A 13,195-nucleotide genomic window follows, 5' to 3' on the forward strand; every position below is an offset into this window, starting at 1 on the left:
ACATTGAGCGGTTCTACAATACGATCCGCAGGCACTCGACCATCGGCTATCTCAGCCCGGCCGAGTTCGAAAAGAAGGTCGGATTAGCTTAACTCACCGTCCACAGAACCGGCAGCAGGCCAATCACAGCCCGCGAGGCATCCAATGATGTAGGCTAGTCTGCCGGTAGATATGCCAGCTTAGCATGCGCAGCGGACTCGAGAAAATTGGGCAGGTCAGATTAATGGAGTTTCTGCCTTAAGGTCACATGATTTTGGGGGTGATGGGATGGCTAAAGGCAATAGGCTTTTGTATAAATACCTACCATCAGACCTAGTTGATGTGATTTTACCAAAGATAACGAAGTAATTCTAGAATTCTCAAAGCCTAAAGATTTTAATGATCCATGCGGGCTTTTTCTGGCTGCAGATTTCGGGTGGGAGTCCACCGCCCACTCCCACCAAGAATAAGCCGGCGCTACCCTTGAGCAGCGCCGGCCGCCATCCTTCACCCCAGCTTCCCATAGGCCGGCACGGTCAGGAACTCCTCGAACTCCGGCGCGAGCGAGAGCTTCGAGAACAGCTCGATCGCTTCCGGGAAGCGGCCCTTGTCGTAGGTTTCCGCCCCCAGCTCGCTCTTCACCCGCTCCATCTCCTCGGTGAGGCAGCGCTTGAAGAGGTTGGCGTCGACCCTGGTGCCGCCGTCGACCTCGACGCCGTATTGCACGAACTGCCAGATCTGGGCGCGGCTGATCTCGGCGGTCGCGGCGTCCTCCATCATGTTGTAGATCGGCACGGCGCCGCGGCCGCGCAGCCAGGCCTCGAGATACTGCACGCCGACGCGGATGTTCTCGCGGAAGCCGGCCTCCGAGCGCGTGCCCTCATGCACCTCGAGCAGCTGCTCGCGGCTGATTTCGACGTCCTCGCGCTTGTTGTCGAGCTGGTTTGGCTGCGGCATCAGCCGGTCGAAGACCTCCGTCGCCACCGGCACCAGATCGGGATGGGCGACCCAGGTGCCGTCATGGCCGTCGCCGGCCTCGCGCTCCTTGTCGGCCTTGACCTTGGCGAAGGCGGCTTCGTTGGCGGCCGGGTTGTTCTTGACCGGGATCTGCGCCGCCATGCCGCCCATGGCGAAGGCGCCGCGGCGATGGCAGGTCCGGATCAGCAGCAGCGAATAGGCGCGCAGGAAGGCCTTGGTCATCACCACCTGCGAGCGGTCGGGCAGGACATAGGCGGGATTGCGGGCGAGCTTCTTGATGAAGGAGAAGATGTAGTCCCAGCGGCCGCAGTTGAGGCCCGCCATGTGCTCGCGCAGCTCGTAGAGGATCTCGTCCATCTCGAAGGCGGCCGGCAGGGTCTCGATCAGCACGGTCGCCTTGATCGTGCCCTGCTTCAGGCCGAGCGCGTTCTGCGCCGCGACGAAGACGTCGTTCCAGAGCCGCGCCTCGAGATGGCTCTCGAGCTTGGGCAAATAGAAATACGGGCCCGAGCCCTGCGCCAGCGACGCCCTGGCGTTGTGGAAGACATAGAGCCCGAAATCGACCAGGGCCCCCGAGGCCTCCTCTCCGTCGATGACGATGTGCCGCTCCGGCAGATGCCAGCCGCGCGGCCGGATGATCAGGACGGCGAGCTTGTCCTTGAGCCTGTAGGCCTTGCCGGTATTGGCGTCGGTGAAGTCGATCCGGTTGGCCCAGCGGTCCTTCAGGTTGATCTGGCCCTCGATCATGTTGGCCCAGACCGGCGAGGAGGCGTCCTCGAAATCGGCCATGAAGACTTTTGCGCCGGAGTTCAGCGCGTTGACGATCATCTTGCGGTCGACCGGGCCGGTGATCTCGACGCGGCGGTCCTGCAGATCGGCCGGGATCGGCGCCACCGTCCAGTCGCCCTCGCGGATATGCCGGGTCTGGCTGAGGAAATCGGGCGTCTCGCCGGCGTCGAAACGCTTCTGGTGCTCGGCTCGGAGCGCGAGCAGGCGCTTGCGCGTCTCGTTGAAGCGGCGCTGGAGGTCGGCGACGAAGGCGAGCGCGTCATGGCTCAGGATTTCGTCGAAGCGCTCGCCGAGCGCGCCCTTGACGACGACGCCGGCGGGGAGGGAAAGGCTGGTCTTGGCGGTCATCGCGAGCTCCTGCTAACGTTAGGTAATTTCCGGCGTATTATGGCCCGGGACGATTTTATTCGTAATGCCGCGGAATGTGAGAGGACTTGATCCGTTCTGGAAACAATCGGCTGGGGCCAGGCGAAAATCATCCTGAGGCCGACAATGGCCTCGCGATGGCCGCGCCGGGGCGCGCGACCGACGCTCGGAGGAATTCGCCATGTCCACAATTCGCCTCGGCCTTTCTGCCGCCGTGCTCGCCGCCACCCTGGCCGGGTTCATGACCGGCCCGGCGCTCGCCAAGAACCGCTGCGCCGTGACCGACCCGACCGGTACGCCGCTCAATATCCGCGAGACGCCGAATGGCGAGATCATCGGCCGCGTCAGCAACGGCGCCGGCGTCCGGGTGGTCAACAACAGCTTCGACGAGCGCGGCCGGCCCTGGGTGCTGATCCGCCCGCGCGGCTCGAGCCAGATCGTCGGCTGGGTCTACCGCGAGTTTGTGTCCTGTTACTAAGCCGGTGTTGATCGGCCGACGAGCGGAGCGCGGGGAACCCTCTCCTGTAAGGAGAGGGCAGGGTGAAGTGTAGGCCCTGTGACCAGTTCCGCGAATCCTGACCACGCGGTCAGGTCCCAGCCAACGTTTCCGCTCCGAACACCTCACCCCTACCCCTCTCCTTCCAGGAGAGGGGATCCCGCGCCCTATCCCGTCAACTGCCCGAACCGCTCCAGAAACCGCGCCTGCGCCATTTCCGTCGGCTCCGGCTTGAGCAGGGCCAGCACCTCGCGCGGCAGCGGCTGCGGACGCCCGAAGAAGCGCAAGGCCTCCGTCCGCTCGAAGCCGGCAAGTTCCGTCGCCTCCAGGAAGGCCGCGACCTTGTCGGCCTCCTTGGTCCTGCGCTTCAGCACCGCGGGCGTCACGGCCGGCAGGCCGAAGCGCAGATGGATGGCGCCGAGCAGGCGCAGTTCGACGGCCTTGTAGGCATCGCCCATCACCGCCTTGAACGGCGAGATCATGTCGCCGATGACGTATTCCGGCGCGTCGTGCAGCAGCGCCATCAGCCGCCAGGGCTGCGGCCAGTCCGGGTTGAGATGGCCGGCGATCGCCTCGACCAGCAGCGAATGCTGCGCCACCGAGAAGGAATGGGCGCCGCGCGTCTGGCCGTTCCAGCGGGCGACGCGGGCAAGCCCATGGGCGATGTCCTCGATCTCGACATCGAGGGGCGAGGGGTCGAGCAGGTCGAGCCGGCGGCCCGACAGCATGCGCTGCCAGGCGCGCGGCGGGGCGGGCGAGCGGGTCATGCTCAGGCGGCGGGGCGGGTGTCGCGCGCCAAGGCCGCGCATTCCTGCCAGCGGAAGCAGCCGGTGAGGTGGTCGTTGACCAGCCCGCAGGCCTCCATGAAGGCGTAGACGATGGTCGGCCCGCAGAAGGTGAAGCCGGCCGCCTTCAGTTCCTTCGACATCGCCTCGGAGACCTTGCTCTGCGTCGGCACCTGCTCATGGCTGCGGAAGGCGTTCTGCAGCACGCGGCCGCCCTGATGCTTCCAGAGGAAATCGGCGAAGGGCTGCTTCTCTGTGATCCTGAGATAGGCCTGCGCGCTCTTGATCGCGCCCTCGATCTTGCCGCGATGCCGGATGATGCCGGCGTCGGCGAGCAGGCGCTGGATATCGGCCTCGCCGAAGCGGGCGATCGCCTCCGGCTCGAAACCGGCGAAGCCGGCGCGGAAGGCGTCGCGCTTCCGCAGGATGGTGATCCAGGACAGGCCGGCCTGGAAACCGTCGAGGATCAGCTTCTCGAACAGGGCGCGGGAATCATATTCCGGCACGCCCCATTCGGTGTCGTGATAGGCAAGGTAGAGCGGGTCGCTGCCCGGCCAGACGCAGCGGAATTTCCCATCCGGTCCCTCGACCGCCTCGCGCCCGCTCATGCCGCGGCTCCGAATTCCGGCTCGCCGGGGAAGGGGAAGCGGATGAAGCCGGGCTTTTCCAGCGTGAAGGCGAGGCCGCCGGCATCGAGGACGTGGCCGGCGGCGAGCGCATCGGCCACCCGGTCGAGCCTGAGCAGAGCGAGGCCGCGGCCATTGGCGCAGGAGCCGACGCGGCCAAGCGGCTTGCCCCCGGCGCTGGCCTCGACGCCGTCTTCCGGGTTCAGGCCTTCGCTGAAGACGACCGGCACGATGCGCGAGCGCGCAGTGCCGCGATGCTGCATGCGCGAGACCACTTCCTGGCCGATGAAGCAGCCCTTCTTGAAGGAGACGCCGCCGAGCTGGTCGAGCAGCGCCTCATGCGGGAAGGCGTCGCCATAGGCGAAATCGCGGCCGCCATCGGGAATGCCGAGGCCGATGCGGTGGGCGTGATAGCGCTCCATCTCGCCGCCGGCGATCTCGTGCGCCCCGTCGCGGTCGGTGATGGCGCGCTCGCCCAGGGCCGGCAGGCGCGGATCGGCATAGACCAGCCCGGCATCCGGCGGCAGCTTGCCGCCATCCGCGCTCGCGATCACGGCGGCGCTCTCGCCGAGGTCGTCGAGCGTCACCCTGGCGCGCAGCTTGTAGAGCTTCAGGCGTTTCATCAGATCCGCGGTCTGGAGGAGCGGGCAATCGAGCAGGAAGCCGCCGCCTTCCTCCTCCGGCACGGCGACGACCAGAAAATCGCCGATGATCTTGCCTTGCGGTGTCAGCAGCGCGCCATAGCCGGCGCGTTCGAGCGTCACCTCGTCCATCTCGTTGGTGACGATGTTCTGCAGAAAGTCGCGGGCATCGTCGCCGCTGACGCGGATGACGCCGCGGTCGACCAGTCTTATCGCCGGCATGTCGGACCCGTTCTTCGATGGTGGCTGCGGCTGGAAGCCGTTCGCAGGATAGTTAGGTCGCTTCGGCGCCATGCTCAACCGGAATGGCCTGACCAATCCAATGTCGAGCCCGCATCCTGAGAGTCTGGCCGATAAAGAATGCAATGATTTCAGGGCCGTTTGCGTGCCGAACCAGATGCGGGTCGTCCCGGGCGACCGAAGGGAGACCCGGGACCCATGCCGGAACCTTCCCGATCAGCGCGCTGGCATGGATCCCGGGTCTGCGCTTCGCTACGCCCGGGATGACGACGTGGGAATTGAGGACCTCGAAGGCACGACATTTTTTCAGGAGCTGTCGATTCCGGCTTTTCCCGTTCGACGTGACAGCAAGAGGCAGCGGGAGGTCGCAGGTAATTGCGAGGCCCGCCGGAGCTTCGGGCAGCGGTGCGGGCGAGCTCCCGTCCAATCGGAGAACGCAGATGAGACAAGTCGTAGCCGCAACCTTCCTGTCCCTCGACGGCGTCATGCAGGCGCCGGGCGGGCCGGAGGAGGATGTTCGGGGCGGTTTCAGCCATGGCGGCTGGACCTTCCCTTACTGGGACGAGGCGATGGGCGAGGTCATCGGCAAGGGCTTCGCCGAGGAATTCGACCTGCTGCTCGGGCGCCGGACCTATGACATCTTCGCCGCCCACTGGCCTTATGCCGGCGACGACCCGATCGCGGTCCGATTCAACGCCGCGACCAAATATGTCGCGACCTCGCAGCCGCAGACGCTCAGCTGGCAGAATTCGGTGGCGCTGCATGGCGATCCGGCGGCGGAGGTCGCGGCGCTCAAGCGCAAGGACGGGCCGAAGCTGCTGTTGCAGGGCTCGAGCCAGCTGATCCAGGCGTTGCTCGCCAGGGACCTGATCGACCAGTTCGAACTGATGATCTTCCCGCTCGTGCTCGGCAAGGGCCGGCGGCTGTTCGGCCAGGGCACGCTGCCCGGCGCGTTCAAGCTGGTCGAAAGCAGCACGTCGAGCACCGGCGTGATCATGGCGACCTATCGCCGCGACGGCGCCGTCACCGCCGGCTCCTTCGCCCATGACGAGCCGAGCCCGGCCGAAATCGCGCGCCGTGAAAAATTTGCGGCCGAGGCCTGAAAAAAATTCGGCGCGCTGTCGATCCGGGAGCGCGCCGTTCGACGTGAAGACAGAGGACGGGAATTCTCCCGCCCGGGACACCGAAGCCAAGCAATCCGAACAGACAGGAGAAGACCGATGCGTGTCATGGTTCTGGTCAAGGCCGACAAGGCCAGCGAAGCCGGCGAGATGCCGAGCGAGGACATCCTCGCCAAGATGGGCGCCTATAACGAAGAGCTGGTGAAGGCCGGCGTGATGCTCGCGGGCGAGGGGCTCCATCCGAGCGCGAAGGGGCTGCGCATGCGCTTCTCGGGCGCGCAGCGGACGATCACCGACGGACCCTTCGCCGAAAGCAAGGAACTGCTCTGCGGCTTCTGGATCTGGCAGGTCCGTTCCTTCGACGAGGCGGTCGAGTGGCTGAAGCGCGCGCCCTTCGACGGCGGCACCGAGATCGAGCTGCGGCCGATCTTCGAGATGGAGGATTTCGGCGAGGCGCTGACACCGGAGCTGCGCGAGCAGGAGGAGCGCCTGCGCGCCGAGACGGCCAAGCGCGCCGGCTGAGCCGGCCGAGGCCGGCAATCCCATTCAATCCGGACGGTGCGAGGCAATGCCTCCACCGCTTCCATTCAAAGGAGAAGACCGATGCGTTTCATGGTGCTGGTCAAGGCGACCAAGGACAGCGAAGCCGGCGCGCAGCCGACCCAGGAGCTGCTCGAAGCGATGATGGCCTATAATGAGGAGCTGGCAAAAGCCGGCATCATGAAGGGCGGCGACGGCCTGCAGCCGAGCGCGAAGGGCGCGCGCGTGCAGTTCGACGGCGAGAAGCGCGCCGTCGTCGACGGACCCTTCGCCGAGACCAAGGAACTGGTCGCGGGCTACTGGCTCTGGGAGTGCAAGTCGCTCGACGAGGCGATCGCATGGGTCAAGCGCTGCCCGAACCCGATGCCCGGCCCCTCCGAGATCGAAATCCGCCCGCTCTACGACCTGGCCGATTTCGGCGAGATCGTGACGCCGGAGGTCGTGGCGACCTGGGATCGTCTCAAGACCGAGATCGGCGACAAGAGCTGAAACTGTTCGCTGCAGGCGGCGCCCGGGCGGCTTGCCAGACAGCGCCGCTGATGCTGTGTATCGCAGCCGATGTCGGCGAGCGATACACACCGCGCTATCGAGACGGTCTTCAGGATCGAGGCTCCCAAGCTGATCGCCGGCCTCGCCCGCGTCACGCGCGATGTCGGCCGGGCCGAGGAACTGGCGCAGGACGCGCTGGTCGCGGCGCTCCAGCAATGGCCGGGCGAGGGCGTGCCGCGCAATCCCGGCGCCTGGCTGATGCAGTCCGCCAAGCACCGCGCCCTCGACGGCTTGCGCCGCGACAGGATGCTGAAGCGCAAGCATGAGGAGATTGGCCGCGATCTCGACGAGGACATCGATCCGATCGCAGAGCTCGAAGCGGCGCTCGACGACGAGGTCGGCGACGATTTGCTCAGGCTGATCTTCACCGCCTGCCACCCGGTGCTGGCGATCGAGGCGCGGCTGGCGCTGACCTTGCGCCTGATCGGCGGGCTGACCACGGAGGAGATCGCCCGCGCCTTCCTGGTGCCGGAGCCGACCATGGCGCAGCGCCTGGTGCGGGCCAAGAAGGCGCTGTCCGAGGCGAAGGTGCCCTATGAGGTGCCGCGCGGCGCCGAGCTCGCCGAGCGCCTCGGCTCGGTGCTCGAGGTGGTCTACCTGATCTTCAACGAGGGCTATGCCGCCACCGCCGGCGAGGACTGGGTGCGGCCGGGGCTGTGCCGGGAGGCGATGCGGCTCGGGCGCATCCTTGCAGGGCTGGCGCCGCAGGAGCCGGAGGTGCACGGCCTCGTCGCCCTGATGGAGCTGCAGGCCTCGCGGCTGCGCGCCCGGATCGGGCCCGACGGCGCGCCGGTCCTGCTGCTCGACCAGAACCGGGCGCGCTGGGACCATCTCCTGATCGGCCATGGCCTCAAGGCGCTGGAGAGGGCGCAGGCGCTCGCACCGTCACCGGGCCCCTATGTGCTGCAGGCGGCGCTCGCCGCCTGCCATGCCCGCGCCCGCAGGGCCGAGGATACCGACTGGGCCAGGATCGCGGCGCTCTACGGCGCGCTTGGCGCCTTGACGCCCTCGCCGGTGATCGAGCTCAACCGGGCGGTCGCCGTCTCGATGGCGGAAGGGCCGGCGGCCGGGCTCGCGCTCGTCGATGCGCTCGCATCGGCGCCGGCACTGAAGAACTACCATCTCCTGCCGAGCGTGCGGGCCGACCTGCTGGTCAAGCTCGGGCGCCATGGCGAGGCGCAGGCCGAGTTCGCGCGCGCGGCGGGCATGACCCGGAACCGGCGCGAGCGCGAGCTGCTGCTGGGGCGGGCCGAGACGGCGGGCAAGGCCCGAGCGGCCGGCTGAAGCCGTGGCCGTCATTCTCGGGCAGAGCCCTCGGGTCCGACCTTCGGTCAGCCCAAGGATAAACTCCGCGCAGACCGGAGAATTTCCCGACGAGGAGGCGCCGATCAGCACGTTTTTCGGCCTGAGATGCCCGGGTCAAGCCCGGGCATGACGCCTTTTGCTAATGCCGCGTGCCGGTGGTGAAGGTGCCGGCGCGGATCTTCTCGGACAGGGCCTCGGCGAAGACGGCGGTCGCCTCCTCGCCATAGGTCTCGACCAGGGTGCGCATCGACGCGAACAGGGCGGCATGGGCCAGCGCATCGGAATCGAGCCCGTCCTGCTGTCCTTCGGTGAAGGCGTCCTCGATATAGCAATAGGCGACGCGGCGGGCGTCGCTCACATCTTCGGCGAGCAGCGGATCGAGCGGCAGATCGTCGGAGAGAACGGACATGAAGGCTTCAGAACCCGGCAGGCGAAAACGAGTCGCGGACTTCGATGCGGCGCGAGAAACAGACGCGTCCGTTTCGAGCGGTGATCCTCAAGTTTATAGGCGCAGCCGGCACCGGGCGCCATCATGGTCTTTAAGAAAGGTTAATTTGCTGGGGAGAGTTTTGACGAACTGCGGCGTTTCGGCGCGGGTTTATCCACCGAATCGCCCTGCCAGGGCCCGGGCCAGCTTCTCGCCCTCGCTGGCGAGGCGAGCCGACGCCTCCTGGCTGCCCTCGCCGCAGATCCGGTGCGTCGCCGAATAGGCGCGGAAGCCGCGATTATAGGCGCTGGCCAGCCGTTCGCGCCGCTGCGGGCCGCGCCCTTCCGATTCGAGCAGCGCCGCCATGCGCTCGCGCCAGTCCGGCGCCTCGCGGGCGCCGCAGAGCGTGCGCAGATAGGCGAGCGAGCCCATGATCTCGGCGAGCTTCAGCAATTGCGGCTCATAGGGCGGCGGCGGTGCCTCCGGCTCGGGCGGCTCGGCCGGGCGCTGCGCCGGGGGCTGGGCCTGGCGCGGCGGATTGGCCTGGCCGAGCGCCGGCCCGGCGGCGATGAGCGCGCAGAGCAGGGCGGGGCCGATCCGCCGCAGCGTCATCGCGCGCCGGCCTCGCGCGCGAAGATCGCGGCGGCGCGGCGCAGCACGTCGCCGAGCTCGCGCGTCGTCGCGACGCCGCCGAGCCGCAGCGGGTCGGCCCACCTCACCGCGCCGGCTTCCGGCCCCGGCCTGGGCTCGCCCGAAAGCCATTCCCCGACATAGGAGGCGACGACGAAATGATGCGTGACCGCGCCGTCCGAATCGCGGCCGACGATCTCGACATGGCGGTTGAAGCCGACGATGCGGGCGGTGACGCCGACCTCCTCCTCGAGCTCGCGCAGCGCCGCCGCCTCGAGGTTCTCGCCGAGCTCGACCTTGCCGCCGGGCAGCGACCAGAGCTGGTCGGCCGGCGGCTTGGTGCGGGTCGCGAGCAGCACCTTGCCGTCACGGAAGACCGCGACGGAGGCCGCCAGCACCGGGCGCGCCGGCTGCCTGCCGGCTGCGGGGAAGGGGATGACGCGGCCGCCCTGCGCGCTCACACGTGCTGCCCGCCATTGATGTGGAGCTCGGCGCCGGTGACATAGCTCGAGGCGTCGGTGCAGAGGAAATAGATCGCCTTGGCGACCTCCTCGGTACGGCCGAGCCGCTGCAGGGGCAGTTTCTCGACGATCTTCTCGGTTCCCGGCGACAGGATCGCGGTGTCGATCTCGCCGGGCGAGATCGCGTTCACCCGGATGCCGAGCGGGCCGAAATCGGCGGCCATCTCGCGGGTCAGGCTGGCGAGCGCCGCCTTGGAGGTGGCGTAGGCCGCCCCCGCGAAGGGGTGGACCCGCGAGCCGGCGATCGAGGTGACGTTGACGATCGCGCCCTTGGCCACGGTGAGCTCGTCGAGCAGGCCGCGGGCCAGCATGATCGGCGCGAAGAAATTGACCTGGAAGACCTGGTGCCAGTCGTTGAACGAGGTCGTCGCCGCCCCGAGCCGGGTGCCTTTCGGGCCCTTGGGCGAGATGCCGGCATTGTTGACCAGCGCGTTGAGCTTGCCGCCCTCGGCGGCGAGGCGCTTCTTGATCTCGGCGATGCCGCGCATCGTGTCCTCGGGGTCGCCGAGGTCGATCTGGACATGGTCGTCGGCACCCGACGGCCAGGGGCACTTGTCCGAGAAGGTCTGGCGCGAGCAGGACAGGATGCGCCAGCCCGCCATGGCGAACTGCATCACGGCGGCATGGCCGATGCCGCGGCTGGCGCCGGTCAGCAGCATGACCGGGCGCTTGCCGGCTTCTGTCTTGGGAAAGTCGAATTTCGGCATGGCCATGGTTTTGTGACTTCCCTCAGGGATAGAGCCGCGACTTCGTCCAGGGCTCCGCTGCCGAAGCGCGGCGGAAGACGATGCGGTCGTGCAGGCGGAAGGCGCCGTCGCGCCAGAACTCGATATAGAGCGGCGCGATGCGAAAGCCCGTCCAGTGCGGCGGGCGCGGAACCTCGCCGACGCCGAACTTCAGGGCATAGCTCGCCACCGCTTTCTCCAGTGCGAATCTGCTCTCCAGCGGCCGCGACTGCTGCGAGGCCCAGGCACCGATCCGGCTGTCGCGCGGGCGCGACTGGAAATAGGCGTCGGCCTCGGCGTCGCTGACCACGCTGACCGGGCCGCGGATACGGATCTGCCGGCGCAGGCTTTTCCAGTGGAACAGCGCCGCCGCCTTGCCCTGGCCGAGCAGTTCCTCGCCCTTCTGGCTTTGCGTGTTGGTGTAGAAGACGAAGCCGTCGGGGCCGCGGCCGTTCAGCAGCACCATGCGGACATTGGGCAGGCCGTCGGCATCGACGGTCGCGAGCGCCATGCCGTGGGGGTCGTTCGGCTCGGATGCCTTGGCCTCCGCGAACCAGCTCTCGAACAGGTCGAAGGGCTCATCGACCTCGGTGAAGTCACCGCTCGTTAACGCATTCACGTGCTTAATCCTCGGTAGTTTCAGGAAGCGTCGGGCGAGCGCGATCCGTAATGCGATTTGAGTTGCGAGACATATATAGACCCGCGCGGCGAGCGGGCCAGAGCCCGCGTGAGCGCAGCCCGGTTGCGCGGCGGGCATCCTTCGCCGGGGCGCTGCTGCTGGCGCTGGCTTGCGCGGGCTGTTCGATCTCCTTCCCGATCCTGGGCCTGTCGAGCAAGGCCGAGGACGAGGTCGCGCTGACGACCTCCTCCGTGCTGCCGGCGCAGGGCATGCCGAGCGGCAGCCCGCTCATGGGGCTCGCGCCCGATCTCGGTCCGGAGGACTGGCGGCGGGCCGAAGGGGCGATGGCGCTGGCGCTCGACCCGCAGGGCAATGGCGCGCCCGTCTCCTGGGACAACGCCCAGAGCGGCATGAAGGGCACCTTCACGCCGGTCGGCGGGCCGTTCCTCAAGGAAGACGAGATCTGCCGGGCCTTCCTCGCCTCGATGGCGCTGCAGAGCGGTGCCGTGCGGCTGCAGGGCATGGCCTGCCGCCCCTCCGGCGGCGAATGGGCGGTCAAGGATGCCAAGACCTGGAAGGGAGCGGCCTGAGAGCCGGAGCAATCTCTTGGAGTGCGCTGGCGATGCCCGCTCCCCTTTCCCCCGCTTGCGGTGGGGAAGGGCCAGGGATGGGGGGCCGGAAAGCAAAGCTCGAACCTTCTTCCAGTACGGCGCCGAGCGGCGCTGCCCCCCACCCAACCCTCCCCACCGCAAGCGGGGGAGGGCTTGAGCCCGCCACCGCCGCCGGGATCGCGTTCAAGCGATTGCCTCGCCCGCGGCGCGGAAGCCTGTTGCCATCGCGCCACAGTCTCCCCATCTAGGTTGCGGCCCGGCGCGCCAGGCCGCAAATTCCGTTAGGGGTGCATGTATGCGTGATCCGTATCAGGTTCTGGGCGTGGCGAAATCGGCGAGCGATGCCGAGATCAAGAAGGCGTATCGCCGCCGCGCCAAGGACCTGCATCCCGACCGCAACCAGGGCGACCCGAAGGCCCAGGACCGCTTTTCCGAACTGAACGGCGCCTATGAGATCCTCGGCGACGAGGACAAGCGCAAGCAGTTCGACCGTGGCGAGATCGATGCCGAGGGCAAGCCGAAATTCTCCGGCTTCGAGGGCATGGGCGCCGGCCGCGGCGGCGCGCGCCAGGGCGGTTTCGAGCATCATTTCGGCCAGGGCGGCTCGCCCTTCGGCCGTGGTGGTGGCGCGGACCAGGGCTTCGATGCCGCCGATATCTTCGGCTCGCTGTTCGGCGATGCGGCGCGGCGCGGCGGACGCGGCCGGGCGAGCCCGCCGCCGAAGCCGCCGGAGCAGAGCTTCGCCCTCGAGGTGACGCTGGCCGATTCGGTCCAAGGCGCGACGCGCCGGGTCAAGCTGCCCGGCGGGCGCGAGGTCGAGGTGACGATTCCCGCCGGCGTCGCCGACGGCAAGGTGATGCGCCTGCGCGGGCTCGGCCAGACGCATCCGCTGACCGGCGAGACCGGCGACGTGCTGATGACGATCAAGGTCCGGCCCGATTCGCGCTTCGCCGTCGACGGCCACGACCTGCGCGCCCGCGTCGCCGTGCCGCTCGCCACCGCCGTGCTCGGCGGGCCGATCCATGTGCCGACGCTGGGGGGAGCCGTCGAGATGAAGGTGCCGCCGCTGACCGGTACGACGCGGCAGTTCCGCCTGCGCGGCAAGGGCCTGCCGACCGGCAAGAAGGGCGAGTTCGGCGACCTCTTCGTCGCCCTCGACATCGAGATGCCGGCGGAGGATGCCGAGCTGACGGCGCTGATGAAGGCCCGGGCGGGCTGAGCAGGATTTCGCACGTGGTGCTTCCACC

16 protein-coding genes are annotated in these 13,195 nt (G+C 68.0%); 7 read left to right on the forward strand and 9 right to left on the reverse strand.

Features of this window, described 5'->3' with window-relative positions; genetic code table 11:
* Nucleotides 1–486 precede the first annotated feature (486 nt).
* Nucleotides 487–2,094: a malate synthase A gene (aceB, locus tag V6M56_RS21920; protein WP_332687058.1), complete on the reverse strand. Its 1,608-nt coding sequence runs from the start codon at nucleotides 2,092–2,094 to the stop codon at nucleotides 487–489.
* 199 nt (nucleotides 2,095–2,293) lie between these two features.
* Between aceB and V6M56_RS21925 the strand changes: the two genes are divergently transcribed.
* Nucleotides 2,294–2,590 (forward strand): SH3 domain-containing protein, encoded by a 297-nt coding sequence (locus V6M56_RS21925; protein ID WP_332687060.1) that lies wholly within the window; start codon nucleotides 2,294–2,296, stop codon nucleotides 2,588–2,590.
* A 185-nt stretch (nucleotides 2,591–2,775) separates the two neighbouring features.
* Here the strand turns inward: V6M56_RS21925 and V6M56_RS21930 are convergent, their stop codons facing one another.
* The 3 genes from V6M56_RS21930 to ygfZ are packed head-to-tail and all read right to left on the reverse strand — an operon-like array spanning nucleotide 2,776 to nucleotide 4,882.
* Nucleotides 2,776–3,375, reverse strand: a complete 600-nt coding sequence (locus tag V6M56_RS21930) for an HD family hydrolase (RefSeq protein WP_332687062.1) — start codon at nucleotides 3,373–3,375, stop codon at nucleotides 2,776–2,778.
* A 2-nt stretch (nucleotides 3,376–3,377) separates the two neighbouring features.
* On the reverse strand, nucleotides 3,378–4,001 hold the full coding sequence (locus V6M56_RS21935) for a DNA-3-methyladenine glycosylase I (RefSeq protein ID WP_332687063.1): 624 nt from the start codon (nucleotides 3,999–4,001) through the stop codon (nucleotides 3,378–3,380).
* Nucleotides 3,998–4,882 carry a CAF17-like 4Fe-4S cluster assembly/insertion protein YgfZ gene (ygfZ, locus tag V6M56_RS21940; RefSeq protein WP_332687065.1) on the reverse strand — a complete coding sequence of 295 codons (885 nt, stop codon included), beginning with the start codon at nucleotides 4,880–4,882 and terminating at the stop codon, nucleotides 3,998–4,000. Before ygfZ ends, V6M56_RS21935 begins: the two co-directional genes overlap by 4 nt.
* A 458-nt stretch (nucleotides 4,883–5,340) precedes the next feature.
* On the opposite strand from ygfZ, the gene V6M56_RS21945 reads away from it, so the two are divergent.
* The 4 genes from V6M56_RS21945 to V6M56_RS21960 all read left to right on the forward strand — a co-directional run bounded on the left by V6M56_RS21945 (nucleotide 5,341) and on the right by V6M56_RS21960 (nucleotide 8,394).
* Entirely contained in the window at nucleotides 5,341–6,003 is a 663-nt protein-coding gene (locus V6M56_RS21945) for a dihydrofolate reductase family protein (protein WP_332687067.1), read from the forward strand.
* Between the two features lie 117 nt (nucleotides 6,004–6,120).
* The gene (locus V6M56_RS21950) at nucleotides 6,121–6,543 is read left to right on the forward strand and encodes a YciI family protein (protein WP_332687069.1); all 423 of its coding nucleotides are present in this window, start codon (nucleotides 6,121–6,123) and stop codon (nucleotides 6,541–6,543) included.
* Between the two features lie 81 nt (nucleotides 6,544–6,624).
* On the forward strand, nucleotides 6,625–7,050 hold the full coding sequence (locus V6M56_RS21955) for a YciI family protein (RefSeq protein ID WP_332687071.1): 426 nt from the start codon (nucleotides 6,625–6,627) through the stop codon (nucleotides 7,048–7,050).
* A 69-nt stretch (nucleotides 7,051–7,119) separates the two neighbouring features.
* Nucleotides 7,120–8,394, forward strand: coding sequence for an RNA polymerase sigma factor (locus V6M56_RS21960; protein ID WP_332687073.1), 1,275 nt, complete (start codon nucleotides 7,120–7,122; stop codon nucleotides 8,392–8,394).
* Nucleotides 8,395–8,554: 160 nt separating this feature from the next.
* On the opposite strand, the gene V6M56_RS21965 is transcribed toward V6M56_RS21960, so the two are convergent.
* The 5 genes from V6M56_RS21965 to pdxH form a co-directional block, all read right to left on the reverse strand.
* Nucleotides 8,555–8,824 carry a hypothetical protein gene (locus tag V6M56_RS21965; RefSeq protein WP_332687075.1) on the reverse strand — a complete coding sequence of 90 codons (270 nt, stop codon included), beginning with the start codon at nucleotides 8,822–8,824 and terminating at the stop codon, nucleotides 8,555–8,557.
* A gap of 189 nt (nucleotides 8,825–9,013) precedes the next feature.
* Nucleotides 9,014–9,454, reverse strand: a complete 441-nt coding sequence (locus tag V6M56_RS21970; RefSeq protein WP_332687077.1) for a TIGR02301 family protein — start codon at nucleotides 9,452–9,454, stop codon at nucleotides 9,014–9,016.
* The gene (locus tag V6M56_RS21975) at nucleotides 9,451–9,933 is read right to left on the reverse strand and encodes an NUDIX hydrolase (RefSeq protein ID WP_332687079.1); all 483 of its coding nucleotides are present in this window, start codon (nucleotides 9,931–9,933) and stop codon (nucleotides 9,451–9,453) included. Before V6M56_RS21975 ends, V6M56_RS21970 begins: the two co-directional genes overlap by 4 nt.
* Nucleotides 9,930–10,652 carry an SDR family NAD(P)-dependent oxidoreductase gene (locus tag V6M56_RS21980; RefSeq protein WP_332687145.1) on the reverse strand — a complete coding sequence of 241 codons (723 nt, stop codon included), beginning with the start codon at nucleotides 10,650–10,652 and terminating at the stop codon, nucleotides 9,930–9,932. The genes V6M56_RS21975 and V6M56_RS21980 overlap by 4 nt, the downstream gene beginning before the upstream one ends.
* A 70-nt stretch (nucleotides 10,653–10,722) precedes the next feature.
* Nucleotides 10,723–11,337 (reverse strand): pyridoxamine 5'-phosphate oxidase, encoded by a 615-nt coding sequence (pdxH, locus tag V6M56_RS21985; RefSeq protein ID WP_332687081.1) that lies wholly within the window; start codon nucleotides 11,335–11,337, stop codon nucleotides 10,723–10,725.
* Nucleotides 11,338–11,399: 62 nt separating this feature from the next.
* Between pdxH and V6M56_RS21990 the strand changes: the two genes are divergently transcribed.
* A complete protein-coding gene (locus V6M56_RS21990) occupies nucleotides 11,400–11,927 on the forward strand; it encodes an RT0821/Lpp0805 family surface protein (RefSeq protein WP_332687083.1) in 528 nt (175 codons plus the stop codon).
* A 316-nt stretch (nucleotides 11,928–12,243) separates the two neighbouring features.
* Complete coding sequence (locus tag V6M56_RS21995; RefSeq protein ID WP_332687085.1) at nucleotides 12,244–13,167, forward strand: DnaJ C-terminal domain-containing protein; 924 nt, start codon at nucleotides 12,244–12,246, stop codon at nucleotides 13,165–13,167.
* The last annotated feature ends 28 nt before the right edge of the window (nucleotides 13,168–13,195 follow it).

It is taken from the genome of Allobosea sp., assembly GCF_036675845.1.
Taxonomy (GTDB): Bacteria; Pseudomonadota; Alphaproteobacteria; order Rhizobiales; family Beijerinckiaceae; genus Allobosea.

Bases quoted from the DNA above. Each gene is read 5' to 3' on its own strand.
- V6M56_RS21995 (WP_332687085.1), top strand. From the start codon at position 12,244: ATGCGTGATCCGTATCAGGTTCTGGGCGTGGCGAAATCGGCGAGCGAT.
- V6M56_RS21950 (WP_332687069.1), top strand. From the start codon at position 6,121: ATGCGTGTCATGGTTCTGGTCAAGGCCGACAAGGCCAGCGAAGCCGGC.
- V6M56_RS21945 (WP_332687067.1), top strand. From the start codon at position 5,341: ATGAGACAAGTCGTAGCCGCAACCTTCCTGTCCCTCGACGGCGTCATG.
- V6M56_RS21935 (WP_332687063.1), bottom strand. From the start codon at position 4,001: ATGAGCGGGCGCGAGGCGGTCGAGGGACCGGATGGGAAATTCCGCTGC.
- V6M56_RS21930 (WP_332687062.1), bottom strand. From the start codon at position 3,375: ATGACCCGCTCGCCCGCCCCGCCGCGCGCCTGGCAGCGCATGCTGTCG.
- V6M56_RS21925 (WP_332687060.1), top strand. From the start codon at position 2,294: ATGTCCACAATTCGCCTCGGCCTTTCTGCCGCCGTGCTCGCCGCCACC.
- V6M56_RS21965 (WP_332687075.1), bottom strand. From the start codon at position 8,824: ATGTCCGTTCTCTCCGACGATCTGCCGCTCGATCCGCTGCTCGCCGAA.
- V6M56_RS21980 (WP_332687145.1), bottom strand. From the start codon at position 10,652: ATGCTGCTGACCGGCGCCAGCCGCGGCATCGGCCATGCCGCCGTGATG.
- ygfZ (WP_332687065.1), bottom strand. From the start codon at position 4,882: ATGCCGGCGATAAGACTGGTCGACCGCGGCGTCATCCGCGTCAGCGGC.
- V6M56_RS21960 (WP_332687073.1), top strand. From the start codon at position 7,120: ATGTCGGCGAGCGATACACACCGCGCTATCGAGACGGTCTTCAGGATC.
- V6M56_RS21955 (WP_332687071.1), top strand. From the start codon at position 6,625: ATGCGTTTCATGGTGCTGGTCAAGGCGACCAAGGACAGCGAAGCCGGC.
- V6M56_RS21970 (WP_332687077.1), bottom strand. From the start codon at position 9,454: ATGACGCTGCGGCGGATCGGCCCCGCCCTGCTCTGCGCGCTCATCGCC.
- aceB (WP_332687058.1), bottom strand. From the start codon at position 2,094: ATGACCGCCAAGACCAGCCTTTCCCTCCCCGCCGGCGTCGTCGTCAAG.